The sequence below is a fragment of the Leptospira limi genome, from assembly GCF_026151395.1.
Classification (GTDB): Bacteria; Spirochaetota; Leptospiria; order Leptospirales; family Leptospiraceae; genus Leptospira_A; species Leptospira_A limi.
In genome coordinates this window covers 46040-72103 of sequence record NZ_JAMQPV010000004.1, presented here as the reverse complement: position 1 = coordinate 72103, position 26064 = coordinate 46040, and the positions used below count along the sequence as shown (strand labels likewise).

Below are 26064 nucleotides of genomic sequence, written 5' to 3'. Positions count from 1 at the left end.
GAAATGGTAGGTATCTTCTTTGAGACTCAAATTGTTCCATATTGTTGTATTGTGCACAATACTGTTACAACTCAATTGTTACAAAATCACAAGTAGTTTCAAACGTGTTGTTGTTTCCAGGCACTTACAAGAACCTGTTGACCCAAAATCGTTATCTGTAGGCTCTAAGAGTGATTATCGAGTTTTCCAAAAAACACCTGTTTGGGATCTTGCATACGCACTAGCTGTTTGCGATCTTGGGGAGGTGGAAGAACTCGCTAAAAAACACAAAGAAATCATTGATATCATATTGCAACATGGTGGAGATCCCAACCTTCATTCTCAGATAAAGTATTCACATACAGACTATAACGGCTATTCGTATACAATCATGGGAGGATACTCTCCCTTACTGTATGCAAAGATCCTTGAAACCTTACAGTTGCTTGTGGAGGCAGGGGGAAATATCCATCATCAAAACAAATATGGTGGTAGTCTCTTGCTTGCAAAATATATGATCTATGATCGGCTGGATCAAATTTTGTATCTTCTGGAACATGGTGTTGATTACAAAGGGGTTATGTCATACACTGGTGGTTCTGAATACGGTAAACCTAACGAGGAAAAGGTTCCACTCTTTTTGGTTGATAAGCGTAGATATGAGTTTGGTGGACTTGATACAAAATGGTACCAACAAAAAGGAAAGATCATTCGATTTTTGGCTTCCCAAGGCATCGATTATTGGAAAACTCCGATCCCTCAAACAATCTTAAATAGGATCGGCGAGATGTCTAAAACCAACAACTGGTCTGAGAGGAAAAAAAATGAGTTTATCTCAAAGTATTAAATTGTTTCGAACCACCTCGCTGGTGTTCCTTGTTCTACTTTCCTTTTTACTAGAAGGTTGTATTTGGACAAAAACCAAGTCTTATTATTTAAAATTAACAGAATCGAATGTATTGGACAAAGAGATCGATAAATCTCGACTTAATCATTTTGATCCACGACAATTCCAAAACACACCCTTATGGGAATTGGCAAGGGCAATTTATCTCTATGATGACACTCAGTTAGAAACCTACCTTCCCGAAAAAAAATATGATTTGAATGTTCCAAACGATGTTGGCATTCCAATTTTAAGTATGGCTATTTTTTTGGGCCGAGAAGGGGCGATACTTCCTTTACTAGAACATGGTGCGAACCCCAATTTTAAATCGAAACTGAATCCAAAGTCTCCAATGCTTTTTGTAGCAGAAAAAAGTTCCTCTATACTAAAATTACTATTGGAACATGGAGGGGATCCCAATGCCAAAGAAATTTATGATGAAAGTTTACTCGACGAGAATCATCCGCCTGCGACAGCATTGAGTGTTGCTGCGAAGAAAGGGCATTTCAAAAGTGTAGAAATGTTAATTGCAAAAGGTGCTGATGTGAATTTTGGTCATGGTCGTGCTGTGGAAGAATCAATGACACACCATCATCTTGATATAACATTACTGCTTTTAAAAAATGGATTCGACTTAAATACGGAGTTATACCCAGTTGAATTCAGAACAAAATTGATTCAAGAAAGACTGCAAATCAATGAGGAATTGAAACATAATCCTCGTTTTAATGAAAGAGATTTCAATAAGATTGTGAAATTTCTCAAAGAAAAGGGAATTGTCTACCAACATGTGAAACCAAGTAAAAATTGATAAAATTTGCGATATACAGTTTGAAAAATTCTCGTGAAAACAAATGATATGGTGACACCAGGACAAGCTATCTCAATCTCTAGTAACAGTGGTCGATCCATCGGAAATCCAAGGGATCATACACACGTAGAGTTTAGTTTTTATAAGGGTGTCGACGCCGACGGTGAAGAGATTTTTGAGACTCGCATTCCCACCATAGATGATATACCGTTACTTAAAAAATTAGGATTGATCTAATGAATAAAATTCTTTTAATAATAATCTTTTTCTTATATGTGATCAGTTGTAAAAAAGAAGAAAGTTTCTCAGATGTATCGAATCTTCAAAGTACGAAATTAAATTTGGAAAAAATTAAAGCAGACGTCTCAATATCTGAAGGTACGATATTACGAGTTTCAAAAAAGAACTTTGAGAAATTAGAAAGTTATGATTTGGAAGTTCTTTTAGAAGATTTTAACTTTTTTCTTAATAATCGAAATCCTTTGGTTCGTATCAATGGAATTGACAGTTCTTTAATTGCCTTGAATCGGTTTAATGATTCTACAAATTGGTTTCAGTTTTTTCTTGAAAATAATAAGTATGAATATGATATTCAAACTCATTCTTCTTTTGATTCTGCTGGCAGTAATTCAAAAGGTACCATTAAAGAAGTTAAATGTTCGAGTTACACTGATACATTAATCAAATGTAAATTTTATTTCGAGACATCCAATCCTGAAAACGGAATGCTTCCGATGTCCTGGGCAATTGTGACAATCAAGGACCGAGCCTTAGTAAACGTGGAAGATGATTTAGGTGCTAGTTTTCTTGGATATATTGATACAGATGAGACGACTCCAGAACGGTATCTCTCCAATCTCAAAAAAGCCCTAAAAGTTGCTGTGAAAGATCCAGAGATTGGATTAAAAGATGTGCAGTTGCGCGGTTTTACGATAGAAGAATTGGATTTGTTAACCGATGGATTGGCGTCGCAGGTGAAGGCGGGGAAGTAGGTAGGAAGTTTTCCGACAATTGTCTGAAAACACACCAATCTATAAATAGTTTGGTGCCATCCACGGATATTGTACATCCTTACCCTACTGTAAACTCCCCAAACCTCTCACTCCCAACTCACAACCACCTTTCCAAAATGTTTTCCTGTTTGCAGATACTCTAACGCTTCCGGCACTTCCTTCCAACCGAACACTTTGTCCACAACAGGTTTCATTTGATTTTGTTCGATGGCTCGGTTCATGTGAACAAAGTCACTGCGGCTTCCCACAATTACACCTTGTACTTTCACACCTTGCATGAGGATAGGATAGAGTGATAAACTCGACTCACCACCAGCAAGGACACCAATGAGGGCAATGGTCCCGTAAGGTTTCACACTCATCATCGATTTTTGCATGGTGCCAGCACCACCCACTTCAATGATCAGATCAGCCCCTGCCATTTTGGTATGTTTTCTGACATCCCGTTCCCAATTGGATTTTGTACTGTAATTGATGGTTTCATCAGCACCTAAGGTTTTGGCACGAGCCAATTTTTCATCACTAGAGGAAGTGATGATGACACGAGCTCCCATCATCTTGGCAAATTGTAGGGCAAATAAGGAAACACCACCCGTGCCAAGGCAAAGGACGTCACTCCCTGGTTCAATCCCACCAAAATTCACTACTGCATTATAAGCAGTAAGGCCTGCACATCCAAGTGTGGCTGCTTCTTTATCTGTTAAGTGGCTAGGGGTTGCTACCAGTCCTTCTTCGGAAAATTTTCCATAATGCGACAAACACCCGTCATTTGGTCCACCTAAGGTCGAACGCAAATTGTCCATATTAGGAGCTCCATCTAACCACTTTTGGGCAAAGATGGGAAGGACTCGGTCTCCTTTTTTCCAGAGTGTGACCTCAGATCCAACAGCTTCCACAACACCAGCCCCATCCGAACAAGGGATGAGTGGGAGTTTTTGCCTTGGGTTGTAAGTCCCAATCACCATTAAATAATCACGATAATTCAGTGAAGTCGCTGTTAGGCGAACGAGTACTTCTTTAGGTGCAAGTGTTTCCGGTATTTCACGATCTGTTTCTTTTAAATTTTGGATTCCAAAATTGCCTTGGATCTCCCATACTTTGTTTCCCATTAAAACTCTACCCACCCAAATTGAAAATTCACTCGTCAGATACTCACCGCAGGATTTCCTTTGTCGAGTGGGAATTGAACTGAAAGGGTAGTATGAAAAAAGAATTTTGGAACGATACTGTCGTAGTGATCACTGGTGCATCCAGTGGAATTGGAAAGGCATTACTCGAAGAACTCGCCGTTTTCCCATGCCAATTGGTGCTTTTGGCAAGGCGTGCAGGAGACATCCCCGAACCAACGGCAAAACACAAAGACACAATCCTCCATAGGGTCACATGTGACTTATCCGATCCAAGTTCTGTGTTGGATGCCATTGATTGGATCTCGAAACGAATCGAACGTGTGGATGTCCTGTTTAATAACGCAGGCATCACAGCCCATGGTCGGTTTGATTCCCTTTCGATGGAAGTGTACCATAAGACCTTCGCTACCAATTTTTTTGGACCCGTACAATTCATTAAAGGTCTCCTTCCCTTGGTGACAAGAGCCAAAGGGAATATTGTCACCACATCCACTGTCTCTGCTTTGTATGGAGTGCCTGGGCGTGCTGCTTACTCTGCCTCCAAGTCGGCACTACATGCTGCACTCGAGTCCCTTCGAATCGAAAGCCTAAATTTGGGAATTGGTGTCTCACTCGTTTGTGTCCCTTATACTGACACGGCACTCCGCACTTCTGGTCTTGCTTCCGATGGGAAACTTCTCACCGAAGCTCCTGCCAAAGGCAAACGAAAGTCGGCAAAAGAAGTGGCCCATGTTCTCATGGAGGTTGCAAAGGACAAAGAAGCAAGGCTTGTTACGTTCAATTTGAGCGGTAAGTTTTTAGAATGGATGAGATTTTTCTCTCCCAAGTTTTTAGAAAAAATTCTCTATAAAAAACTCTACGACGACTTCAAAACACATTGAACTCCGTCTAAACCAAGGTAGAGGAAAAACCCACTTGGACAATATTCTGATTCCGTATCTAACGGCTGTTATTTTTACTTTTTGTTTTATGACACTCATGTGGTTTTGGGGAAAAACCCGAGACAATTATGCTGTCATCGATGTGGGTTGGGGTCTTGTGATTGCAGGTATCGCCACTGTCCTTTCTTATTTTGGAAAAGGGACTTTGGTTGCAAAATTAGTTGTCCTCATTCCTGTTTGGGTTTGGGCGATTCGGTTATCAGGTTTTCTCTACTTCACACGGATCCGCACAAACCACCCAGAAGACAAACGTTATGCTGGGTTTCGAAAAGACTATGGCGACAAAGTCCATAGTAAAATGTTTACCAATGTTTTTTTATTACAAGGGGCCTTAGCACTCCTTCTATCGTTTCCCTTTTACTTTGCCTCTCAGTGGAATTTGTATCCGAATGTGGGGCTCTTTGGTCCCAATGGAACGCTAATGGTTTGGATCGGATGGAGTTTGTTTTTATTAGGTGTCATTGGCGAAACCATTGCTGACAGAGACCTACACAAATTCCTTTCCGTTCAGGCAAACAAAGGTAAGGTCTGTAATCTTGGCCTTTGGAAGTACACAAGACACCCCAATTATTTTTTTGAATGGGTGATTTGGCTTGGGATTGGAGTGATTCCCATCCTTTCCACAACAGAAGCAATGGTTTCTCTTTTCACTCCTGTATTTATGTTTGTGTTGTTACGATTTGTATCCGGTGTCCCATTTGCTGAAAAATATTCACTTCAGTCGAAAGGAGATTTATTTCGCGAGTACATGCGCACCACAAACGCATTTTTCCCTTGGTTTCCAAAACAATAAATAAAAAAGGATAAAACATGAATTTCACTGATTCTAACAAAAAGGAAGAGTCATCTTCGTTTAGTATCAACTCACTTTTAGAAAAGGATATTTTCCCGGATTGGCTCATTCGTTTCCGTATCCGGCAGTTACTTGATCTCCGCATCAAACAAGAACGTAAAGAAAATGCCACCGCACAACTAACGCACAAAATGAATTATGTGAATTCACTTAAAAATTCACCCATTGCAGTTCATACGGATGCCGCAAACGAACAACATTACGAAGTCCCAAGTGAATTTTTTACCTATGTGATGGGACCGAGGATGAAATACTCTTCAGGGTATTGGCCAACACTTGATACTACTTTTGCCGAATCCGAAGAAGAGATGTTACGCATCACTGTGGAACGTGCGGAGATTAAAAATGGGATGCGTGTCCTTGATCTCGGATGTGGTTGGGGCAGTATCTCGCTCTACATTGCTGAAAAATTTCCAAAATGTAAAGTAACAGGTGTTTCCAATTCCCGTACCCAAAAAGAATTCATCGACAAACGTGCCAAAGAAAGAGGATTAAAAAATCTCACTATCATCACAAAAGACATGAATGAGTTCACCACAAAAGATAAGTTCGATCGCATTGTGTCTGTGGAAATGTTAGAACATATGAAAAACTATGAGAAACTTTTTGAAAAATTATCCAAGTTTCTTGTGGCAGATGGAAAGTTTTTTGTACATATCTTCACACATAAAGAATTTGCGTATCCTTTTGAAGTGATTGATGAAACGGATTGGATGGCGAAGTATTTTTTCACAGGTGGGCAGATGCCTTCTGATGATTTGTTTTTGTACTTCCAAAAGGACTTCCTCATTGAAGACCACTGGGTAGTCAATGGAACCCATTATGCAAGAACATCTGAAGCTTGGTATGAAAACATGATTGAAAACAAGGACAAGCTCTTGCCTATCCTTGCGAGTACTTACGGCGAAAAAGAAAAAACCAAATGGTTTGTATATTGGAAAGTTTTCTTTCTCGCCTGTGCAGAGTTATGGGGTTATCGAAACGGAGAAGAGTGGTTTGTGAGCCACTACTTGTTTCGAAAACGCTGAGTTTTTTTCCCAGCCGCTTTTACAAACACTCCACCTTCTTTTTTAGAAGAAGAGGGGGTGCTTGAACGGCGGTTATCTCCACCACGTTCTTTTCTTTCTCCGCGATCACTTCGTTCGCCACGTTCGCTGCGATCACTGTTGGACCTTCCACCACGGTAACCACCGCGACTTCCCGATCCACCACCATCATCACGACGACGTCTGCCGCCACCAGAACCACCACCAGGAGGCATTTCGCTCCATTCCGCTGGGGTTTTTCCGATTTTTTCAGGGCCACTGATTTTAGCTTTATCGAGCATATTGGAAAGGAGTTTTAAAGCGACTGCACGTTTGTCATCTAACTTCAAAAGTTTTTCTAATACTTCTTCTGCATCAGCATGGATTTCGGTTTCGACAATTTTGTTTAAAAAGTCTTCTTCTCTTCTTGCGTGAACTTCCTTTTTAGTCGGAAGTGCTGCAATGGTAAGTTGAGTTCCAGATGTTCCTTTTAGTCGGAGAAGGGCTCTTGATTCTCTTGTTGTTACAAGAGTCACAGCCTTACCCGATTTTCCAGCTCGGCCAGTACGTCCAATACGGTGCGTATAACTTTCGCTATCAAAAGGAAGGTGGTAGTTGATCACAAGAGACAAATCTTTTACGTCAAGACCACGTGCTGCAACGTCAGTTGCCACAAGGATTTTCACTCGGCCATCATGTAGGCTTTTTAAAACTTGTTCTCTTTGTTTTTGGTTTAAGTCTCCGTGGAGAGCTTCAACTGGGTATCCTTTGAAACTAAGGGTTGCTTTTAGATCATCTGCTTCTTTTTTCGTTTTTGTGAAAATGATTGCCTTAAATGGGCTTTCAAAATCCAAAATCCGTACTACAGCTGTTTCGCGTTCTGCCTCATCGATTATGTAATATACTTGTTCGATGTTTTTAGAAGATTTTTCTGTAGCTGCAATCTTCACATGAGCTGGGTGCGTTTGGTATTTACTCGCCAATTTTTTAATTGGTTCGGGCATTGTTGCAGAAAATAATAATGTTTGGCGTTTGGTGGGAAGTAAGTTAAAGATGGATTCGATATCATCCATAAATCCCATATCAAGCATTTCATCTGCTTCGTCTAAAATCACCATTGATGGTTTGAAATTTTTAAGTTCCTTACCTTTTAATAGGTCAAGGAGTCTGCCAGGAGTTGCGACAGCAACTTGGGCACCTTTTGCCACTTGAGTGATTTGTTTAGAATAGGAACTACCGCCGTAAATCGTGGTGGTTTTGATTCCTAAATGTTTTCCCAGTTTGTACAATTCATCTGATACTTGCAATGCAAGTTCCCGAGTTGGTGTGAGAACAAGCACTTGCATGCCTTCTTCCACATTGATTCGGTTCAAACAGGGGAGTCCGTAAGCTGCAGTTTTTCCGGTACCGGTCTGCGCTTGTGCGATTAAATCTTTTCCTTCCAATACGAGCGGAATCGCTTGTTTTTGGATAGGGCTTGGTGATTCGAAGCCTGCTTCAGTGATTCCTTGTAGTATTTCAGGACGTAATCCGAAGGATTGGAAGTCATTTCCAACTTCGGTGTCATTCTTAGTCATGAAAATAGGATACAATAAAAAAACGGCCTAAAAAAGAAAGGGAAAAACTACCATACCACCCAAGCGAACGTTACGGGTGTTTTTTGGCGATTTCAGCTAAATGGGAGTACAATTCTTCTTTTAAATAGGGTTTTGGCATAAAGTACTCAAACCCAGAGTTTAAAATATGTTCTTTTTCTTCTGGCATACAAAGACCCGTACAGGCAAATAAAATGGGTCTCGTTTTTTCCGAGGAAAGAGCCTTTGCAATCTCTGTCCCATGTTTTCCTGGCATCTCAATGTCGAGAAAGGCGATATCAAATTGGTCCGATCCTAAAATCCTCTCTGTTTCGATCCCATTATTTGCCTCCACAATATCAAACGGCAATGGTTTTAAGTAATTCTTTAAAACCTTTCGGTTCAGTTCATTGTCATCAGCGATGAGAACTCTTTTGCGAGTGGTAAAATTGGGAAGATTTGAATCTTTTTGGTTCGAAAGGTTTTTTTGTTCAGGGGAGAATTCTTCCCGTTTCCAAACGGTAGGAATTTTCACTTTGAATGTACTGCCTTCGCCTATCTTAGATTCCACATTGATCTCACCATTCATCTCTTCTAACGAAAGTTTAACGATGGACAAACCAAGACCAGAGCCCGAAATTTCACAACCTTCTGGAACAAATTCATTGTACTTTTGAAAGAGTCGGTCTTTGATCTCTGGTGAAATCCCAGGGCCTGTGTCTTTGATTTCGATGATTAAATTTGCATTTTCATCTGCTTTTGTCTCTAAGGAAACATGACAAGTAACTGAACCATGGTGAGTGAATTTGACAGCATTTGCTGTTAGGTTCCAAATGATTTTTTCCAGTTTCCGTTTGTCAGAAAGTAAGTATACTGTTTCTGAAATTTCGTTCTTCAATTGGAATTCAATTTTTTTTCGTTTGGTTTCTTGTTTGAAAAAATTATGGTACACATCCAAACATTGGCTTAAATGGAACCATTCGTTATTTAAAACTGATGCATTTTCTTCTAAGCGAGATAACTCAATCGTATCGTTTACTAAATTGAGGATCACTTCCCCTGCATTTTTGATGTGGTCCACATAATGATGAATGGATTCTGGAATGGGTTGTTCCCTGATCATTTCCGACATTCCAAGAAGTGAATTTAATGGATTCCGAATGTCATGGCTAATGGCTGCGATAAAATCTCGTTTGGCAGCGTTTGCTCGTTCAGCCGATCTTTTTTCAATTTCGAGTTTGTCTCTGTCTTTACGCATTTGCAGAAGCCGAACCGTTTGTTTCCCAAGAAGGCGTAACATCTGTAATTGTTCTTCGTTCAGTTCTCGTGGTTTGTTATCGATGACACAAAGTGTTCCCAATTTGATTTGGTCATCTAAGGCAAGTGGGATCCCTGCATAAAAAATCACATTGGGATCCCCATTCACGAGGGGATTGTTTTTGAATCGATTGTCTCGTTTGGCATTGGGAATCACAAACATCTCGTCTCCCAAAATGGCATGGGAACAAAAGGCTAGAGAACGTGGAGTTTCCCTGGCTTTTAGTCCATGGTGGGATTTAAACCATTGTCTGGTTTCATCTATGAGACTCACAAGGGAAATCGGAGCATCGCAGATCATCGAAGCAAGTTTGGTAATTTCATCAAACATTTCCTCTTCAGGAGTGTCGAGAATCTCCAAACTTTTTAGAGCGGAAAGCCTTGCGGACTCATTTTTTGGTAGCGGAGCAATCTGCATGTTTATTATGACGAAGGATTTTTCGCGTAAATGAAAGTAAAAAATCAAATTCTACTGGTCTAACTTTCATGAAACGAAATTTACTGGTTTCTTTCCTTTCTGTCGTGTTTTTGTCGTTGTTCTCTTCTTTTTGCTGTTCTCCATCTGCAAAAGAACAGGCAAAAAAACCAGAAAATCCCGAGTTACGTAAAAAACTGACCGACCTACAATACCGTGTAACACAAGAAGACGAAACAGAGCCCCCTTTCCAAAATGAGTATTGGAACAACCATGAAGATGGGATCTATGTCGACATTGTCTCCAAGGAACCACTTTTTAGTTCCAAGGACAAATTTGAATCAGGAACAGGATGGCCAAGTTTTACAAAACCACTTGTGAAATCCAATGTGGTCGAAATTGAAGACAATTCGTATGGTATGATACGAACAGAAGTTAGGTCAAAACAGGGAGATTCTCATTTGGGGCATGTGTTTGATGATGGTCCAAAGCCCACTGGCAAACGGTATTGTATGAATTCGGCTTCTATGGAATTTATACCCAAATCAAAACTGAAAGAAAGAGGTTTTGAATCGTTTTTAAAAGAATTTAAACCGTAAGTGTTAGGCCCAAAGGTTCATCATAAACTCTTCGTCATTTCGTAATGAGATAAGTTTGTATTTGGTTTCGTGGATGTCTTCTCTTGAGACATCTCGTTTCCATCGAATGTCCACTTTAAGCTTTCGTACTTTCGTTTGTAATTCGAGTAATTCCCAAATCGGAGCTTCCAATTCCTTTCTGTACAAATTGGTAAAGAGGGGAACGAGTTGGTCTGGAGTGTCCATTTTCAAAAGTTCGATATGAGTGAGGTCTTCGATATTCTGTAAGGCCCAAATGTGTAATGTGAGGGTTGTGATCCGTTCCAATTGGGCAATTTCATCTTTAGCATTACGAGTCACTTGTTGTTTGAAAAACCGAATGCGTTTTTCTAAGTATTGGATGAGATCAGATTTTGGGATTTCACGTTCTTTCCATTTGTCCCAATCAGCTTTGAGGTCTTCAAAAATCCCTTCCCCAAAAAATACAGAAGATGCTTCGAGGAGTTGCACCGAACCAGGTTCTGAAATTTTCAATCGGTGGCGAAGGGAATCAGCATCCCCTGCAATCATATTCACAGGAGCCACATCCTCTAATTTTTGTAAGACTCTGGAAATCGAATCAATGAATTGTGACTTCATCTGGTCTGTAGAATGAGCCACTAGATAAAAATTTAAGTCGGAGTCAGGGTGGTAATCCCCACGTTCTCTGGAACCATAAAATAGAATTTGGTAGGGTTTTGTGCTTGGGATGAGTTCGAGTTCATCCAAGACCTGTGCATAGAGATTCGGGTTTAGTGCTTCAAATTCCATATTTCATTCAAAGTATAATTTCATTCGAGAAAGGTTTTCTAGTATGGCTTTAAAAGCACGATCACGTTCTTCTTTGCCGGGGAAAGGGAGGGACTTTACATTGTTTAAGTCTTGGTAAATGATTTCGATTGAAGGTTGGTTTGGATTTTTTTTGATCGATGCAACATAGTCCAAATTGATCACTTCCGATTCGCCAAGTTTTAACCACATAAAATTTCTCCTCAAAGCCTAACGGTGGCTTCCCATTTGCCTAATCTTTTTTTCTAAAAAATCTTCTCTTTCAGAAAAATCGACTAGTACACTTCCAAGGAACCAAGGATCAATTGATGAAAGGATTTTGCCAATTCTTTGGGTGAATCTGTTTTTTTTGTGGAGGATTCAAAGACGAGTAAAAAACCATTGTGGATTCCTTCCCAACGTAGGTACAATTCTCCCTCTGGCATGTGGTAGACTTGGACACTGCATTTTTTTTGTCCCCAAACAAAATAAGAGACTTCTGGATTTTGAGTTTCGTCTTTGAAAAAATAACGGAACTGGGATTGGTTTTCTCTGTCTGTGGAAGACAATCGTAACCATGAAAATTCATTTGTTTCAGAAAATAAAATTTTGTATTGGTTCCCTGTACCAAAAAGAGAAATCGATTCTTTCAGTTCAAAATTTTCTTTGTTCACCCAAACTGCATGGTAAGTAAGCCGTAGTTCCTTTGTTAGGGGACGAGTTTCTTTTATTTCTAAGGGTTTAGAAACAGTCTCTTTTTGCGATGTGGTTGGACTGGTTGTTTTACAAAATAAAATTCCCAATGAAAGTAAAATGAATAAATACTTAGTGGCCCACTTCATATTCATCTCCTAGATAATTTTGAAAGAGGTACCCATTCTCTGTTTTTTTTTGTAAATACTCTGGGGATAATAATACTTTCCCACCACCACCGGTTAGGTCTTTAACATAATTTGGGATTGTGATCCCTGAGTGGTACCCACGTAGTTTACGATAAATCTCTATCCCTTTTTCCATCGGTACAACAAAATCAGAACTACCAAATACTTCATCACACTGGTGGAGGTAATATGGTTTGATCCCTATGGAAATCAGTTTGTAATTTAAGTCAGATAATATTTCGGCATCATCATTAATGCCAGATAACAAAACCGATTGGTTAAAAACGGAAACATGTCCTTCTTTTATCATTCGCATAACATAGAATTTCGTTTCTTCTGAAATTTCATTGGGATGGTTAAAATGAGTGACCATGTAGAGTGGGAAGTGTTTGGAAAAAACAGAATTTAAACTTTCGGTGAGACGCATAGGCATGGTCACTGGGTGACGAGTGTGGATTCGGATTTGGTTCAAATGAGGGATTTGTTTGAGTTCGGAAAGCAGTGTATCCAAAGACGAATCGGAAAGGGTGAGTGGGTCACCACCAGAGAGAATCACTTCCCGGAGTTTAGTTTGCTTGCGAAAGTAATCCAAAGCCTTTTCCCATTCCATTCGGTTCGGAGTTTCTTCTGGATCAGAGACCTTTCGTTTCCTTGTACAAAAACGACAATACACCGCGCAGACGTGAGAGATGTACCAGATCGCACGATCAGGGTAACGGTGGGTCACACCTTTCACAGGCATATATGTTTCCTCGGCGAGTGGATCCTCGGTTTCGTTGGGTTTACGAACCAATTCTCCTGCCCGAGGTAGGATTTGTTTTCGGATGGGACAATGGGGGTTGTTTTTGTCCAATTGTTGTAAATAATAAGGTGTTACTGCAAATTGGAACTGTTCATAGGCGCGTGCAAAGGAATCCCTTTCTTCTTCTGTGAGAGTGATCTCTTTTTCCAAATCCGCTAAAGTAGTGATGCGGTTTTGCAATTGCCATTTCCAATCGGACCAAGTCATGACTTATAACCATACTTCGGTTGACACTATGCCAAGTCCCTCGGATTTTGTTTACGAGTAACGAAATTATGAACTTAGGCATTACAGAAGTAAAAAAAGGGATGATCCTCAAGATTGAGAATGAGCTTTATTCCGTCGTCAAAACAGAATTTGTGAACCCAGGAAAGGGTTCTGCTTTTATCCGCACCAAACTCAAAAACATTGTCCGTGATTCTTCCATTGAAAGAACCTTCAAAGCAGCAGAGAAATTGGAAAGTGTGGATTTGGAACGTCGTAAGATGCAGTATTGTTATGCTGACGGTGACCAAATCATCTTTATGGACGTCAACGATTACGAACAGATTCCTGTTTCCAAAGATTATGTGGAAGACATCCTTCCCTTTATGAAAGAAGAGACACCGGTAGAAGTTTCATTTTACAATGACAAACCGATAGGTGTAACACCTCCTAACTTTGCTATCTTGGAAGTGACTTACGCAGAAGACGGTTTAAAAGGTGACACCACTGGTCTTGCTCTCAAACGAGTGACTGTAGAAACGGGTGGTGAAGTCCAAGTTCCGATTTTTATCAAACAAGGGGATACGGTAAAAATCGATCTTCGTGATTTGAGTTACGTGGAGCGCGTTAACAAATAGATTTGGATTTGATCACTTCTTTACAGGAAATCACCAAACTTTCCCATCTCTATTATTCACGGCAGTGGATGTTTGCCACTGCTGGGAATCTCTCTACCAGAGACAATCTAACTCATAATCAATTTTGGATCACAGCCTCTGGCAAACACAAAGGAGAACTGAAAGAATCCGATTTTGTTTGTGTATCAACACTTGATGGTAGTCTTGTCCAAGCAAATGATGGATTAAAACCATCTGCTGAAACATCCATCCACCAAGTTTTGTATTCCCAGATGCCTGAAGTTGGATCATGTCTCCATGTTCACACGATTGATTCCAACTTACTCGAGTTTGGTGTCGGAAAAGAAGAAGGATGTAAAGATATCCCACTTCCTCCCATTGAAATCATCAAAGCGTTTGGGATTTGGGACGAAAAACCAAACCTAACAATGCCCGTTTTTTATAACCACACACATGTTCCCACCATTGCCAATGAAATCAAACGATACTTTCAAAACCATGGGATTCCCAAAGTTCCCTTCCTTCTCATTGAAGGACATGGCCCAACGGTCTGGGGGAAAACAATCGCGGAAGCCAACAAACACTTAGAAGCCGTTCATTTTCTTTTGCAGGTGATGGCACGTAGGATATGACAAAAAAGACCCACGTTTTTATATTCGGAATCGGATCTGGAATTGGTGAGGGTCTTTACAATCGATTCCAAAAAGAAAAGGATCCAAACTTTTTCGTATTTGGATTTTCTAGAAAAGGGAAAAACCAATTATCCTCGTTTACTTTGGAATCCCCTGGCACTTATCGGTTTGATGCAAAAGACAACCAAACATTTGTTCAATTCGAATCATTGTTAAATGGATTGTATGGCGACAAACCCAAAGATTCTGTTTCCATTCTCGTATACTTTGCATTAGGTGATGGAGTCTTTGGTCCGATTTCGGAACTTTCCGATGCAGATTTACAGTCACATTTAGATTTAAATGTTGTTTCCCTTCTCAAACTTTCCCGCAGTTTTTCCCGACTTCTGCCAAAATGTTCTGAATCTACGTTTGTATTTTTAGGTTCCACAGCTGGAAAACAAGGTTTCCCCGAATCCGCTTTGTACTGTGCTTCCAAACATGCGGTGCTTGGGATCTGTCGTGCCTTACGGGAAGAATGGAAACCCTTTGGATCGAAGGTGGTCCATGTTAGCCTTGGGGCAGTGGCAACCGAGATATGGGACACAAGACCCGCATTTGACAAGAAAGACATGGTTTCAGTTTCGGACATTTCCGAGTATTTGTGGTGTATTTCGCAGTTGCCAAAATCTATCTTTGTGGATGACTTATCCATTACCCCAAAGAAAGGAATTTTATAGGTCCGATGGAACTCAAGGAATCGATTGTTCTTGTGACAGGTGGCAGTGGTGGGATTGGACGTGAGATCGTGAGAACACTTGTCCTTGCGGGGTTTTCTGTCTGGAATCTTGACAAAGTTCGGCCAAAAGAACCTATTTTGCAAGAAACCTACCGAGAAGTGGACCTTTCGGAAACACCCTTTGTAGTCGAAAGGAGTTTGTCCAAAATCTTGATGGAGTCCTCCGATATGGGAGACATTTATGGAATTGTCCATACTGCTGGTTTTGGAGGTCCTTACCATCCAATCACGGATGTATCCATTGAAGAATGGGAATCCATTTTTCGCATCAATCTCACGAGTTTGTATTTGATTTCGAAAATTGTACTTCCTATCTTTAAAAAATTAAAATTTGGAAGGATAGTCGCCATTGCATCCTCATTGTCCATCGTAGGTTCTGGGAATTCCGTTGCATATTCAGCCTCCAAACATGGATTAGTGGGATTTATCAAATCGATTGCGGATGAATGGGGTAAATTTGGAATCACTGCCAATGCAATTAGTCCAGGATATGTGGATACAAATATGGGCATCCAAGAAGACCAAGTTTCTGATCATAAATCAAAAATCATCAACCAAACACCAGTAAAACGAATTGCGGATCCTTCTGAAATCGCCCGTGTTGTTAATTTTCTTTTGCAAAAAGAATCTGGTTATATCACTGGAGCCAATTGGACCGTTGATGGTGGAATCACTGCCATTTAATATATGAGAATCTCTCCGCCACACGATCATTTTTTACAACTCACTACCAAAGAAAATTTGGGAAGGTCTTCTGGGATCATCTTACAAAAAGAAGCACTTTCCATCATGAAGACTGTAGAAGCCCAAAGTTCCAGAGAAAATATTGAAGCGGGTCATTTGTTTCGTCCTACAGATTCAAATTTTGAAAAACTCAAAATGGATCGAGAAACTGCCCTCGACCAAATGTGGGAACTCATCGACTATGGACTCACAACACAATTGTTTGAGATTAAATATGATGCTGATGTAGGTGAATTACGCCTTGTAACTTTTTTAGTTGGATTGCCTGGAGGTATGCCTCTTGAGGAACCTTATAAACTATTGATCGGACGTTCAACAGAACATCTATACAATTACATTCAAAACAAACGGATCTTAACAGAAGATACCTGGCGTAATGTTTTAAATAAACTCGCAGATATTGATTACAAAGAAGAAGAAGGAACAGGGGACGAATTAGATCGTTTACTTGATCCCAAACAATTTCCACTCCAACCGTCAGCAGAAATGTTAAAACGTTCTCGGGGTCTCATCATTGATGAATTGGCAAAAGAATCAAAAGTGATTGTATTACCCCACATTGGTTTTTATTTCTTACCCGAATCCGAAGCATCTAATTTTTTAAATATTGCAAATGAGTATTTGATGACAAAGGTCGAACCACTTGCCAAAGCATTTGATTCCGAAATTCGATTGGCACTCGATCGTTTATTTGCACCTGGTTCGGGAGATGTAGAAATCAATGAAGTAGAAATCATCCGAGCTAAAGTTGAAACTTTGTACGAATTCAAAGAAATCCTGAAAGAAAATGGATTTTATGCTTTTATTCATAACCTAAAAAAAGTAACGGAAATCGCCGTTAAGTTTGCAGAGTTAGAGAAGAAAAAGGAAGTTGATCGATTATTAAAAGTCTACATGAAAATGTTAGACAGTCAATTTGATTTTGATTCAAGACTGCTTCGTATCAATTTAGAAAAAGATGATGAACATAATTTGGTGATCGTTGATTTACTTCGTAAAAACCCAAAAGTATTATCCGCGGAATGGCATGATGCAGATTCTAAAATTGCTGTATTTGTCAATAATAACCAAAACAATATCAAAGAAATCAATACTTTGATTTACCAGAATTATCGATTTACCACCGAACACATCTTATATCTAAAGGCAATTTTAGAATTAAATGAAAAGGAACTCAAACCTATCTTTAAAGATGACGAGTTTGTGAAGACTTATGGTAAAAACCTACAAGCGGTTTATTTTAATTACATTCCTTGGTTTTATAAATTATTCTATTTTTTAGGGATCACACCAATCGTAAACTCTGGTTATGCGAAGGCAAAATCGATTCTAACATTTTTGCAAATGGACCGTCAGTTTTTATACCAAAAACGGAGGGAAAACTTCTTTAAGAAAAAATTAAGAGATAGAGAAGAACGTATTGAAAAAGAGAAAAAACAACAGTTAAAAAAAGCTCTTGTATCTGCGCTTTCTGATGCGTATTTTAATAAAAATTGTTTACCTTCTGTGGATTGGCTTGGAATGAACTATCCTGCTTTTTCTGCAGAAACATTGGAAAAAATGATTCCTGATTTTGCTTTTTTATCCACAACAGGGAAGTCCATCAAACCTCACTCCGTCATACTTTTCCCAAATTCTCCCGAATTCGATTCGTTGAATAAAAAACTGAAAGATTTACTCAATCAATGGATCCGGGGTGAAATTGATCCACCACAGGAAGACCCAGAATTATTAGCACAAATAAGAAGTTTGGTTTAAAAATTAATACCAACGTTTGATTCTAAAGTAAACTAACATTAGTAAACCGAGAAGTCCCATTGCACCAATTGCTGAGATAAATCCATATTCCCATTCTAATGTGGGCATATGTCTAAAATTCATTCCATAAATTCCTGCAACGAGAGACATTGGTAACATAATGGCAGTCATAATCGTTAGTATTTTCATGATTTCATTTGTTTTTCGAGTAGAGATGGCAATATGAGCTTCGAGAGCTGATGAAATCGATTCAATATTACTGTCCACAAGTTCTAAAATTCGAATCGAATGGTCACGTACGTCACGAAAAAAGGCATCTGCTTCATCACTAAAAAAGCTATTTTTGATTTTTTCTAAATCTTCTAAAACTTCTTTGTTTTGTAACATCCCTTTTTTGATAGAGAGTAAACTTGATCGTAAACTATATACGTTACTGATGTCCAAAGACTTTGCATTGCTAAAAATTTGATCCTCAAAATGTTCGATACGTTCTTCAATTTTTTGCGTAATGGCTAACGTGTGATCCGTCTCAATATCCAATATTTTATGTACGATAAACTCATATCCTTTGGATAAAATCTTATTATTTGTTTTCCAGTCCTCAATCATATTCCCAATACTATCGCGATAATCCAAGGTGAGAGAAATGATTTGGTTTGGAGTCAGGATAAAGTTAAAATTTTTCTGTGTGAGTTGGTTACGTTCGAAATGGAATCCTCGGAAAATGAAAAATATATAATTGGGAAATTTTTCTAATTTGATCCGGCTATTCGGGTTTAGGATGTCCTCAATTGTCAATTGATGGATATTATGTTTTTGGAATAAAAAAGTGAGTTTTTCTTCGTTTTCGGCTGTTAAATGAATCCAATGTTTTGGATGTTTATGAGAAAGTGGGAGTGGGGTATCTAATAAAACTTCTTCCTTTGAAGAAGGAGTCAGGATGTAATTAAATATAGCAGGCATTAGACAATGTTCCTTAAAAAATATTCTCTGAGTTCTTTTTTTTCAGCACTACAATCTTCTGAGACCACGAATTTTCTTGTTTTGTAAAAACCAGAAGCGGTCACCATCGTTTCTTTGATTTTCCCAGCTCTGGATAGGATCAAATGGAACTTTTCACCTGGCCTTAGGTTTTTTTCTAATTTTTGTAGGATGGGATTACTTGCTCGTTTCCCATTAATTGCTAGTATTTCATCATCTAACATTAAATCGATGGATTCGTGATTTGACTTATGAAGGATTTTTTGAACATAAAGGTTTCCGTTTTTTTCTTTTGTTTTAAAACCAGTATCACCAACTAAATCCGTTTGTATCCGATGGATTCCAATATGGTCCAAATAAACATCCACTGGGATTGGTTTTGGGGATTCAAGATACTCATTAAATTCTAATTTTAAATCTACACCTGTAACTTCTTTTGTAATATCAAAAAACTCTTGTTTGGTGAATCCTCTTTGTTTTTCTTTTACAAAAACTTCGTTAAGTTTGTGGAATACATGCCTAATTGTCTTTTTATCTTTGGATTCTTGTAATAAGAATAAATTCATACATAAGGCAAGGACACCACCTTTTGTATAATAAGAAACCGTTATATTATGGCTGTTCCCATTCCTTTTATAATATTTTGTCCAAGCGGTGAAAGAAGACTCTTCTAAACTCATCCAAAAATCAGCATCATTGTCTTCCAATGAAAAGATATCAGATTGGAGTTTGTTTAAATATTCTTCAAAATTTAAGAAACCTGCGTGGTATAAAAAATACGCATCGTAAAAACTTGTAAAACCTTCAGCAATCCAAAGTTCCCGTGTTAAATTTGGTTTTTGGTAATCAAATGGTCCAAGCGCTATGGGTCGAATGCGTTTGATATTCCAAAGGTGAAAATATTCGTGGGATAAAAGTTCTAATAATCGTTTGTATTCCTCGTCATCATGAATGAGTTCAGGATTGAAATAATTAATGCTGGAGGCTTTGTGTTCTAATCCACCATAAGCAGGTAAACTTAAATTCAAAACAAATAAGTAATACTGATTGGGGCTTTCTTGCATCCATTGGATTTGTGTTTCAGTAATTTTTTGTAAATCGTTAGAGAGTTTTGTTTTGAAGTCGAATGAAACATCTCCTTCAATCAATAATTCATGTTTGGTGGTACCAGCAGTAAAAAATACTGAGTTTTTTTTGCTGAGATGGAATGGTGAATCAAATAGTTCATCAAAATGATTGGAATAAAATTTATGAAAATTATTTTCGTCTCTTGGCAAACTTGTGTAAATGTTTGGAAAAATTTCGGATACTTTAAACTCAACAGTGGTCGGTGTATCCAATCTACCTTCTGGGTATAAAAAGAGGGCAGGTGGGTTAATGAATCCAAACTCAGTTTCTAAGTAATTGGTTCTGACAGTAAAATCTTCAAATGCATAAATGATATAAGTGATTTCAAATTTTGGAGGGAGGTTGTTTAATTTCCAGCGGTGTAAGTCCACCATTTCCCAAGAAACAGGTTCCTGATTAGCAGAGTTTATGGCTTCAAATTTATGTAAGTGGGTAACATAGTCGCGGATCATGTAGGACCCAGGAGTCCAATTTGGCAAACAAAAACAAATTTGATTTTGATTGGTTTCAACCGTCAATCGCACTTGGTAATAGTGTTTATATAAATCAAATACACTCACTTCAAAATGTAATTGGAGTGATGGCTTAGACTCTATTTCCGAGGAGATTGTTTTCCCTTCTAACTCTTTTCCCATAGTACACTATCTTGTTTTATTTTAGTTTTAATCAAATGTTTTCTTGACCAAAAATCTGAAGAGTACTAGAAAAGGTTTAGCTAAGGTATAAGCAAAGGAGGTGGTCCATTTGGATAGTAGTTGTTACAACAAAAGATTTTTGACCCGCGAGGTGGCTGGGCAATAACGCCTGTGCTTTGTTGCAAAACCGACCAGACACAGTCTTTCCAAGTTCCGAATGGGTGGTCTCCTTCGGGCTATTTGCAGTCGCTTGGAAAGCACTTCTTCCTTACACTTCTTTTTCAATCCGAAAGGTTTTTAATAACTCATCCAAAGTATTTATCACCTGTCCCAGTCTTTCTGCATTTTCTGCCATAGAAGAAGATTGGTCTGATAATACTTGAGAACCATTTGAAATATTGATTGTCATATTGGCCAATTCGTTTGTGGCCCTTTGTTGTTCTTCTGTTGAAAGTTGGATGGACTTAACTTGTTCTGTGATTTCAACCACTTCTGTGTAAATACTTTCCGTGCGAGAACTTTGGTCTTCGATGAGGGGACCAATTTCATTGGAAGAGATGAAGATGAGTGAAACCTCATCCGTGATTTTTTTTAATACTTCCACTAATCGTTCTACTTGTTGGTTCCCACGTTCAATGGAGTCCAATGCTTCTTGGGAGAGAGTATTGATTTGTGATACTGATTCTGCAGATTGACTTGCTAATTTTGTGATTTCTTCTGCAACCACAGCAAATCCTTTCCCTGATTCACCTGCTCTTGCAGCTTCGATGGCAGCATTTAATGCAAGTAAACCAGTGCGTTTTGCAATATCGGAGATTACATTGGAAAAGGCAGTGATGGTTTTGGATTTTTCTTGGATTTCTCTGATTGCAAGAGATGTTTCCTTTGCCATGGAACGACCTTCTTCTGCATTTTGATTGGCTCGAACGGAAATCTCTCCAAACGTATTCACTTTTTCTAATATTCTTTTCATTAGGTTTTGAATGTCACCTAACGATTGGTGTATGGTTTCTGTGTTTTCAACTGCACTTAATACATTGCTGTGAATTGTTTCCGAAGATGCATTTAATTCTTCAACGGTGGCACTTGCTTCTTCGGAAGAGGCTGCTTGGTTTTGAGCTAAATCAGTCAGTTCCGTAATTGTAGTTTGAATTTTTTCAGTTGTTTCGCTAATTTTCCCAGATGATTTTTGGGCAATCCGAATCAGTTTGCGCAAGTGTTCGATCATTTGGTTTAAAGTAACCATGATGCTGCCCAATTCATCCATCTGATCGATTTGGATGAGGTGCCTTAAGTCACCTGAAGCTACATTTTTGGTAGATGTATTGATGGATTGGATACGACGATCAACCAACTTTTGGAAACTAAAGTAAATTGATAAAATGGAAAGTGTTACTCCTAAGATTCCAAGTCCAATGGTCACAAAGATAATGGAATTGAGTGTGGACTGGATTTGAGATTTTGGTACAGAGATTCGGGCAAACCATGGATCGTTTTTTTCGATAATGGTTATGGGAACTGCCACATGGAAGTAATCATTAAATTCGTAAATGTTTGTGTCTTTGTTTTTAATTCGATCATAAAAATAGGGATCAGCTGCCGATCGAAAATCCAATCCTTCTGAAAGGTGGGTAAATCCATCATATAAAACCAAATGATTGTCTGAGATCAGTGTGATTTTACCTTCACCATCTGAAAATTTCAGTGAATCTAAATATGATTTAATTGTTGTTAGGCTTATATCAATTCCTGCTATCCCTATGAATTTCCCATTTCGTAAAATGGGCTCCATAATGGACACAATGAATATGTCGTTTTTGCCAACCTTATAGATATAAGGTGATGTGATACTGGTTTGTAAGGTAGTTTTTGGTTTTTGGTAAAATTCTCCCTGAATGGGATCATCCACATTCTTTAATGGTTCTGAGAATAGTTTATCTCCATCTCGAAAGATATACGGAATGAATCTACCTGTTCCATCATGTTCTTTTGTGTTTTTATAAATAGAATCTTTCCCATCAAATGCATTGGGTTCAAAACCACAATACGCCGCAAAAGCGATATCGTTTTCTTTGTTTAATGATTTAAGATAATTGATTGCATCTGCCCTAGAGATGATATTCCCATTTTCATAAGACTTACGAAAGGCGAATGTTTTTTTCAATGGAGACTTGAGAGTGTTTGAGATATCACTTGTGACTTTGGAAGAAATGTATTTTGTATCTTCTTCTAAATTATGTTGTAGAGTTGATCGAACAACCATCGAAAGGACAATCATAATCCCTGCAATGATGATGGAGATGACAGCCAGCGAAATCAGGATAATTTTCTTTTTGATCGACATAGTTTACCTACAATCAAGTGACGCTTAAAATAGTTTTTGGATAGGTTTACTCAACTCATTTCTAAAGAAGGGGAAGTTTTTCTGGGTAGGTACTAACACCTAATCCATTCCCATCAGGGTCTTGGAAATACAATGTAAAATCTGTACGCGAAACGATGGTAGTGGATTCCAAAAATTTTTTCCATTCTGCTTCTTTTGAAGTTTCCAAAGCAAATACTAGGTTTTTGGGTGATTCCCTTTTTCCATCTTCCAACATCAAGAGAATGGAACCAAATTGGATCCATACAGAACGGATGGATCCCGATTCATAAAAATGTTCCTTTATGAGACAAGAACCTGGAATCTTCAGGTAAAAGGCCGCCAAATGGCTTGGATGTGTCGTTCCTATGGCTATGTGATGGATCATTTTTTTGTTTTCAAATCCCTTTGTAAAAAAGAAACTATCAGGAAATCTATTTCATCGGAGTTTTTCATGAAAAAATCTCTTATCCTTGCGCTCGCTCTCGGGCTATTTTTGGCGAATTGTAAATCCAAAGTCTATACCCAAGAAGAGTGTGAATCTGCGCTTACAAGTACTTTCACTCAAATTGAGGAAGAAGCTAAAAAGAACCCAGCAGCAGCTCCCGTTCTTGCAGGTTTACAACAAGGCAAACAAAAAATGATCGACCAGTGTATGGAAGGAAAATTTGATCCAAACTGCTTAAAAAATGCTCCAGGAATCGCTGGCATTATGGGCTGTGTAAAAAAATAATTCACTACCAAAACCGGGAATTTCGATTCCCGGTTCCTTATTTTTCTTCTAAAACTTCAAACCCTTTCTTTTCCGTATAACAACCGTGAGTCCGATACGGACCATCTTCAAAAAAACGAATTTGTTGAGCGTAACGTTTCCCTTCCCACAAACATCGTTTGCAAACAAAAGGCATAATAGCCCAATCTTCACATTCTTCTGGACGAAACGTTGGGAATACACGTAACAATGGTTTGGATAATTCCTCATTTTGATCGGGAAAAATGGAAACACTCCCCAAAAGAAAAATCAAAAAAACCAAATACCGAATCATCCATTTAAACTATCGGGATTTTTACACATTTTCAGGATGGATTTGTGAAAGAAAATACGAATGTAGAATGGAAAGGGGTGGCGTTTGTTTTAATTGGAGCCTTACTTTTTAGCGCCAAAGCGGTGGTTGTGAAATTGACCTATCGTTATGAAATTTCTGCCATTGGATCATTATTTTTTCGGATGTTATTTGCCTTCCCATTTCTTTTGTGGATGGCATGGTCCGCAGAAAAAGAAACCGATAAACCTTCCTTAACAAAAAAAGATTATTGGAATGTAATCCTTATGGGAGTGGTAGGTTACTATCTTGCCAGTTTGTTTGACTTTGTTGGACTCAAATTCATCAGTGCTGGCCTTGAACGAATCATTTTATTCATTTATCCGACTCTCGTTGTCATTTTATCTTTTTTGTTTTTAAAAAAGAAAATTCATGTAAGAGAAATTTTTTCACTCATTCTTACATACACAGGTGTATCATTGGCATTTGGTCAGGATGTACAATTAGGATCACCCAAGGATGTCAGTTTAGGTGCCTTCTTTATCTTACTTTCTGCGTTAACATATGCCATTTATCTTATGGGGAGTGGGTCCATCATACCCAGGTTAGGTGCAAAAAGATTTACAGCATGGGCTCTTATCATTTCTTCCCTCGTGGTGTTTCTTCATTTTTTGATTTTCGGAAGTTATAAAGACCTTATCCAACCCCTTTCGTTTTATGGTTTGGCTTTTTTTATGGGAACTGTGAACACCGTTGTTCCAGCAGTTTTTGTATCTGAAGGGATCAAACGTGTAGGAAGTAAAACAGCAGCAATCGTTGGATCAATTGGACCAATGTCGACTTTATTTTTAGCGTATTGGTTATTGGATGAGCCAATTACCATCCTACATAGTATTGGAACATTGTTTGTTCTTACAGGTGTTTTTTGGATTAGTACGGGAAAAAAACCAAAAGAAGTCTCGGTTTGAGAGAGAAAATTACTTTCCAATTGTTGATTCAGAGTAGAGAATAAAGGATCTATATGAAATTTAGAATCGTTTTCCTTTCCACAGTTTTGGTCACCTTGTTTGCACAAACGGAACTATCTGCCCAATTTACCTGCGAAGGAACAGCTTGTAGTTTTTTACCTTCACAACTCACAGAAACAGGAAATGCCACACTTAAAAAATTCGAGAAAGGGTATCTCGACGAAGTATTAAAAACAAATTTAGAAGCAGGATTTTTGGCCAATGTTGGCACAAGTAACATTGGAACAGGTACTGTCCGCCGTATCCAAATAGGTGTGAGTGCATCTGCCGCTGGTTATAAAAAAGACGATATCCAAATCCAAGATGATTTGATCAAATACCCAAAACTTCCGAACGTCGGTGGATCTGTTATACCTTCCTTTCATTTGGACATCAACCCAGGTTGGTTGTTAGGAACAGAAGAAGGTGGTTATATCCGTCGAATCGGAATTTTTTTGCATGGAATGAATGTGGCAGTGACACAAGACCAACTCCAAGCTCCATCGAATAACAAGAATTATGAGGGAAGAATCGCCGTACGCTCGTATGGTGGAATGCTTCGTTACCAACTGGTAGAAAAAGAAGGATTTTTGATGAACCTCATTACTTGGAATGGGATCAATGTGGGAGTGGGCCATCATGTGATGGAACAAAACATGAGTCTTAGTTATTTGGAAGGCAAAGCTGCCCAAATTGAATTCCAAGGAGTTAAGGGAAAATGGGGTGGGGACACCAATTTCCTTTTTAACACAAAGGTCCAAACAACCAATGTGGACTTACGAACAGGGATTGGACTATTTTGGGTAGCAAACTTGATCGTTGGAGGTGGTTACAGTTGGAATTCTGGTCATAATTCAGCTTCTCTCTCTCGTCGAGGTCCTTTCATCATTTCTGCCAACCAATCCTTACCGCTGGAACTTCCTAGAGAATACCAAACAGTCCTTGACCAACAACTCCTTGCCCAAAATCCGAATGCTACTCTTGGTTTTCGTGCAAGCGGTGAATCCAATTCGAAACGTGGGATTGGTTATGGAATTGTTGGTTTGGAATTGGATTTGTTCATGCTGAAGGTGATTGCCGAGGGATTGTATGGTGGGAAAGACCTCTACTCAGCAAATTTAGGACTCAAACTCTCTTTTTAG

At 38.7% G+C, this 26064-nt stretch carries 28 protein-coding genes; 16 read left to right on the top strand and 12 right to left on the bottom strand.

What is annotated here, in order from left to right; all coding sequences use genetic code 11:
- Nucleotides 1–19: 19 nt before the first annotated feature.
- From ND812_RS16955 to ND812_RS16940, 4 genes are read left to right on the top strand one after another with little or no spacing between them, the layout of a single operon-like run.
- A complete protein-coding gene (locus ND812_RS16955) occupies nucleotides 20–826 on the top strand; it encodes a nitrogenase component 1 family protein (RefSeq protein ID WP_265376534.1) in 807 nt (268 codons plus the stop codon).
- Nucleotides 804–1676 carry an ankyrin repeat domain-containing protein gene (locus ND812_RS16950; protein WP_265376533.1) on the top strand — a complete coding sequence of 291 codons (873 nt, stop codon included), beginning with the start codon at nucleotides 804–806 and terminating at the stop codon, nucleotides 1674–1676. Before ND812_RS16955 ends, ND812_RS16950 begins: the two co-directional genes overlap by 23 nt.
- Before the next feature lie 33 nt (nucleotides 1677–1709).
- The gene (locus ND812_RS16945; RefSeq protein WP_265376532.1) at nucleotides 1710–1913 is read left to right on the top strand and encodes a hypothetical protein; all 204 of its coding nucleotides are present in this window, start codon (nucleotides 1710–1712) and stop codon (nucleotides 1911–1913) included.
- Nucleotides 1913–2668 (top strand): hypothetical protein, encoded by a 756-nt coding sequence (locus ND812_RS16940; protein WP_265376531.1) that lies wholly within the window; start codon nucleotides 1913–1915, stop codon nucleotides 2666–2668. Before ND812_RS16945 ends, ND812_RS16940 begins: the two co-directional genes overlap by 1 nt.
- A gap of 107 nt (nucleotides 2669–2775) precedes the next feature.
- Here the strand turns inward: ND812_RS16940 and ND812_RS16935 are convergent, their stop codons facing one another.
- On the bottom strand, nucleotides 2776–3798 hold the full coding sequence (locus ND812_RS16935; protein WP_265376530.1) for a zinc-dependent alcohol dehydrogenase family protein: 1023 nt from the start codon (nucleotides 3796–3798) through the stop codon (nucleotides 2776–2778).
- Nucleotides 3799–3890: 92 nt separating this feature from the next.
- Here ND812_RS16935 and ND812_RS16930 point away from each other — a divergent pair, with 92 nt between their 5' ends.
- From ND812_RS16930 to ND812_RS16920, 3 genes are read left to right on the top strand one after another with little or no spacing between them, the layout of a single operon-like run.
- Complete coding sequence (locus ND812_RS16930) at nucleotides 3891–4700, top strand: SDR family NAD(P)-dependent oxidoreductase (protein ID WP_265359443.1); 810 nt, start codon at nucleotides 3891–3893, stop codon at nucleotides 4698–4700.
- A 34-nt stretch (nucleotides 4701–4734) separates the two neighbouring features.
- Nucleotides 4735–5553 carry a DUF1295 domain-containing protein gene (locus ND812_RS16925; RefSeq protein WP_265376529.1) on the top strand — a complete coding sequence of 273 codons (819 nt, stop codon included), beginning with the start codon at nucleotides 4735–4737 and terminating at the stop codon, nucleotides 5551–5553.
- A 17-nt stretch (nucleotides 5554–5570) separates the two neighbouring features.
- The gene (locus tag ND812_RS16920) at nucleotides 5571–6641 is read left to right on the top strand and encodes an SAM-dependent methyltransferase (RefSeq protein WP_265376528.1); all 1071 of its coding nucleotides are present in this window, start codon (nucleotides 5571–5573) and stop codon (nucleotides 6639–6641) included.
- Here the strand turns inward: ND812_RS16920 and ND812_RS16915 are convergent.
- Nucleotides 6620–8215, bottom strand: a complete 1596-nt coding sequence (locus ND812_RS16915) for a DEAD/DEAH box helicase (protein WP_265376527.1) — start codon at nucleotides 8213–8215, stop codon at nucleotides 6620–6622. The genes ND812_RS16920 and ND812_RS16915 overlap by 22 nt on opposite strands.
- A gap of 70 nt (nucleotides 8216–8285) precedes the next feature.
- Nucleotides 8286–9947, bottom strand: coding sequence for a hybrid sensor histidine kinase/response regulator (locus tag ND812_RS16910; RefSeq protein WP_265376526.1), 1662 nt, complete (start codon nucleotides 9945–9947; stop codon nucleotides 8286–8288).
- Nucleotides 9948–10015: 68 nt separating this feature from the next.
- Here ND812_RS16910 and msrB point away from each other — a divergent pair, with 68 nt between their 5' ends.
- Nucleotides 10016–10543: a peptide-methionine (R)-S-oxide reductase MsrB gene (gene msrB, locus ND812_RS16905; protein ID WP_265376525.1), complete on the top strand. Its 528-nt coding sequence runs from the start codon at nucleotides 10016–10018 to the stop codon at nucleotides 10541–10543.
- A gap of 3 nt (nucleotides 10544–10546) precedes the next feature.
- Here msrB and ND812_RS16900 read toward each other — a convergent pair whose 3' ends face one another.
- The 4 genes from ND812_RS16900 to ND812_RS16885 all read right to left on the bottom strand — a co-directional run bounded on the left by ND812_RS16900 (nucleotide 10547) and on the right by ND812_RS16885 (nucleotide 13219).
- Nucleotides 10547–11332: a nucleotidyltransferase family protein gene (locus tag ND812_RS16900; RefSeq protein WP_265376524.1), complete on the bottom strand. Its 786-nt coding sequence runs from the start codon at nucleotides 11330–11332 to the stop codon at nucleotides 10547–10549.
- 3 nt (nucleotides 11333–11335) lie between these two features.
- Complete coding sequence (locus ND812_RS16895; RefSeq protein WP_004787999.1) at nucleotides 11336–11542, bottom strand: hypothetical protein; 207 nt, start codon at nucleotides 11540–11542, stop codon at nucleotides 11336–11338.
- An 83-nt stretch (nucleotides 11543–11625) separates the two neighbouring features.
- Nucleotides 11626–12171 (bottom strand): hypothetical protein, encoded by a 546-nt coding sequence (locus ND812_RS16890; protein WP_265376523.1) that lies wholly within the window; start codon nucleotides 12169–12171, stop codon nucleotides 11626–11628.
- Nucleotides 12155–13219, bottom strand: a complete 1065-nt coding sequence (locus tag ND812_RS16885; protein WP_265376522.1) for a KamA family radical SAM protein — start codon at nucleotides 13217–13219, stop codon at nucleotides 12155–12157. The genes ND812_RS16890 and ND812_RS16885 overlap by 17 nt, the downstream gene beginning before the upstream one ends.
- Nucleotides 13220–13287: 68 nt before the next feature.
- Between ND812_RS16885 and efp the strand changes: the two genes are divergently transcribed.
- The 5 genes from efp to ND812_RS16860 are packed head-to-tail and all read left to right on the top strand — an operon-like array spanning nucleotide 13288 to nucleotide 17766.
- Nucleotides 13288–13854 carry an elongation factor P gene (gene efp / locus ND812_RS16880; protein WP_100715848.1) on the top strand — a complete coding sequence of 189 codons (567 nt, stop codon included), beginning with the start codon at nucleotides 13288–13290 and terminating at the stop codon, nucleotides 13852–13854.
- Nucleotides 13855–13856: 2 nt separating this feature from the next.
- Complete coding sequence (gene mtnB, locus ND812_RS16875; RefSeq protein WP_265376521.1) at nucleotides 13857–14486, top strand: methylthioribulose 1-phosphate dehydratase; 630 nt, start codon at nucleotides 13857–13859, stop codon at nucleotides 14484–14486.
- Nucleotides 14483–15205, top strand: a complete 723-nt coding sequence (locus ND812_RS16870) for an SDR family oxidoreductase (protein WP_265376520.1) — start codon at nucleotides 14483–14485, stop codon at nucleotides 15203–15205. Before mtnB ends, ND812_RS16870 begins: the two co-directional genes overlap by 4 nt.
- 5 nt (nucleotides 15206–15210) lie before the next feature.
- Nucleotides 15211–15948: an SDR family NAD(P)-dependent oxidoreductase gene (locus ND812_RS16865; RefSeq protein ID WP_265376519.1), complete on the top strand. Its 738-nt coding sequence runs from the start codon at nucleotides 15211–15213 to the stop codon at nucleotides 15946–15948.
- A gap of 3 nt (nucleotides 15949–15951) precedes the next feature.
- Complete coding sequence (locus tag ND812_RS16860) at nucleotides 15952–17766, top strand: hypothetical protein (RefSeq protein WP_265376518.1); 1815 nt, start codon at nucleotides 15952–15954, stop codon at nucleotides 17764–17766.
- A 3-nt stretch (nucleotides 17767–17769) separates the two neighbouring features.
- On the opposite strand, the gene ND812_RS16855 is transcribed toward ND812_RS16860, so the two are convergent.
- The 4 genes from ND812_RS16855 to ND812_RS16840 form a co-directional block, all read right to left on the bottom strand.
- Nucleotides 17770–18729, bottom strand: a complete 960-nt coding sequence (locus ND812_RS16855; RefSeq protein WP_265356318.1) for a magnesium transporter CorA family protein — start codon at nucleotides 18727–18729, stop codon at nucleotides 17770–17772.
- Nucleotides 18729–20510: a M61 family metallopeptidase gene (locus tag ND812_RS16850; protein WP_265376517.1), complete on the bottom strand. Its 1782-nt coding sequence runs from the start codon at nucleotides 20508–20510 to the stop codon at nucleotides 18729–18731. The genes ND812_RS16855 and ND812_RS16850 overlap by 1 nt, the downstream gene beginning before the upstream one ends.
- 268 nt (nucleotides 20511–20778) lie before the next feature.
- On the bottom strand, nucleotides 20779–22854 hold the full coding sequence (locus tag ND812_RS16845; protein ID WP_265376516.1) for a methyl-accepting chemotaxis protein: 2076 nt from the start codon (nucleotides 22852–22854) through the stop codon (nucleotides 20779–20781).
- A 61-nt stretch (nucleotides 22855–22915) separates the two neighbouring features.
- Nucleotides 22916–23260: a VOC family protein gene (locus ND812_RS16840; protein ID WP_265376515.1), complete on the bottom strand. Its 345-nt coding sequence runs from the start codon at nucleotides 23258–23260 to the stop codon at nucleotides 22916–22918.
- A 66-nt stretch (nucleotides 23261–23326) separates the two neighbouring features.
- Here ND812_RS16840 and ND812_RS16835 point away from each other — a divergent pair, with 66 nt between their 5' ends.
- Nucleotides 23327–23605, top strand: a complete 279-nt coding sequence (locus ND812_RS16835; protein WP_265376514.1) for a TIGR04454 family lipoprotein — start codon at nucleotides 23327–23329, stop codon at nucleotides 23603–23605.
- Nucleotides 23606–23642: 37 nt separating this feature from the next.
- On the opposite strand, the gene ND812_RS16830 is transcribed toward ND812_RS16835, so the two are convergent.
- Complete coding sequence (locus ND812_RS16830) at nucleotides 23643–23918, bottom strand: hypothetical protein (RefSeq protein WP_265376513.1); 276 nt, start codon at nucleotides 23916–23918, stop codon at nucleotides 23643–23645.
- 44 nt (nucleotides 23919–23962) lie between these two features.
- On the opposite strand from ND812_RS16830, the gene ND812_RS16825 reads away from it, so the two are divergent.
- Together ND812_RS16825 and ND812_RS16820 are read left to right on the top strand one after the other, a co-directional pair.
- Nucleotides 23963–24883, top strand: a complete 921-nt coding sequence (locus ND812_RS16825) for a DMT family transporter (protein WP_265376512.1) — start codon at nucleotides 23963–23965, stop codon at nucleotides 24881–24883.
- A gap of 53 nt (nucleotides 24884–24936) precedes the next feature.
- A complete protein-coding gene (locus ND812_RS16820) occupies nucleotides 24937–26064 on the top strand; it encodes an Lsa36 family surface (lipo)protein (RefSeq protein ID WP_265376511.1) in 1128 nt (375 codons plus the stop codon).